This is a genomic window from Brachyspira pilosicoli (genome assembly GCF_019402445.1).
Lineage (GTDB): Bacteria > Spirochaetota > Brachyspiria > Brachyspirales > Brachyspiraceae > Brachyspira > Brachyspira pilosicoli_B.
This window is the reverse complement of the sequence record NZ_SRZM01000174.1, coordinates 1-1,454: the sequence shown is the minus strand read 5'-3', so window position 1 is coordinate 1,454 and position 1,454 is coordinate 1. Positions and strand designations below refer to the sequence as shown.

Genomic DNA, 1,454 nt, shown 5'->3' with positions numbered 1-1,454 from the left:
TACTTCGTTAAGGGCAAAGCCCTGCAAATATTTTCAATTTAACAAATTTATTTTTGACAAATAATATTAAACTGCTTTTTTATCAACTCCTGATGTTCTAAAGATGTCTATATTCATAATAATTTATGCTCATTACAAAATTTAATTGCTGCTTCAAAATTTTTATTCGCTAATTCTAATACATAATCTTTAAAGTCATTTAAATTATCTTCATCTTCTAAAGCTAACTCATAAGATTTATTTATATCTTCAAAAGCTTCATCATTTAACTTTTTAAAATCATCAATATTTTTTTGAGCAACTTCAAGTTTAATCTCTGCCCTATTAAAATATAAAAGCCAATACTCACTGTCTAATTCAATAGCTTTATCGCAATCTTTAATAGCTTCCTCGTTTTTATTTAAGTTATATAAAACAATAGCCCTATTTCCATAAGCCTCTATATAATACTCATCTATCTCTAATACTTTATTATAAAGATTTAAAGCCTTCTCATAATTTTCATTAGTATTATAATATAATGCCTTATTATAATAAGCATCTATATTATTATCAATTTCTATAGCTTTATCATAATCTGCTATAATATCTTTTTCATTATAATTTAGTTCATTTTTTGCATTTCCTCTGCTATTATAAGCATTGCTGTATTTAGGATTTATTTCAATAGCTTTATCAAAATCTATTAATGCATTTTTATAATCTTCTAAATTAGATTTTGAAAGTCCTCTATTATAGTAAAGTTCTGCATCATTTTTATTTAATTTTATAGCACAAGTAAAATCTTCAATAGCCTTTTCAAATTCTCCTAATGCTCCATAACATAAACCTCTATTATTATAAACGTCGCTAATGGTATTATCAAGTTTTATACTTTTAGTGTAATCTTTAATGGCTTTCTCATAATCACCCATCTCATATTCAGCCAAACCCTTATTATAATATATATCTGCATTATTATTATCCAATTTTAAAGCAGTATTAAAATCTTTTAACGCCTCTTTATATTTACCTAAATTGTTTTTTGCAAGTCCTCTGCAATTATAAAGTTCTGCATTATCTTCATTATCAGATATTAGTTTATCATAATATTTTATTGCCTTTTTATAATTTCCAGCCTCGAATGCTTCATCCGCTAATTTGTAAAAATCATCACTCATACTTTATCCTTAAAAAATTGTTATAACTCTTTCAATATCGGATTTTTTTTCTGAACATAATCAAGCATTATTTTCTTTCGTAAATTAGAAAATATTTAAAAGCTTTTATGTACATAAACAACTATATTTTGTCAAGAAGAAGTTTTTTCAACTTTTTCCCGCCGCTACGCTCTGCGGACTTCGTCAAAGTTGCAAAAAGTGCAAGTTTGTTGGCTTTATATATTGGCAATATGTATTAAATCTAATATAAGGACTAAATTATCTTAAAAATGCAGTCCTTTTGCTTCTTTGGGT

The 1,454-nt window shown here is 25.5% G+C and carries 1 protein-coding gene; it reads right to left on the bottom strand.

The window, feature by feature from the left end:
* Window positions 1–113 precede the first annotated feature (113 nt).
* Window positions 114–1,160, bottom strand: a complete 1,047-nt coding sequence (locus E6A48_RS06585) for a tetratricopeptide repeat protein (protein ID WP_219709250.1) — start codon at window positions 1,158–1,160, stop codon at window positions 114–116.
* Between the last annotated feature and the right edge of the window lie 294 nt (window positions 1,161–1,454).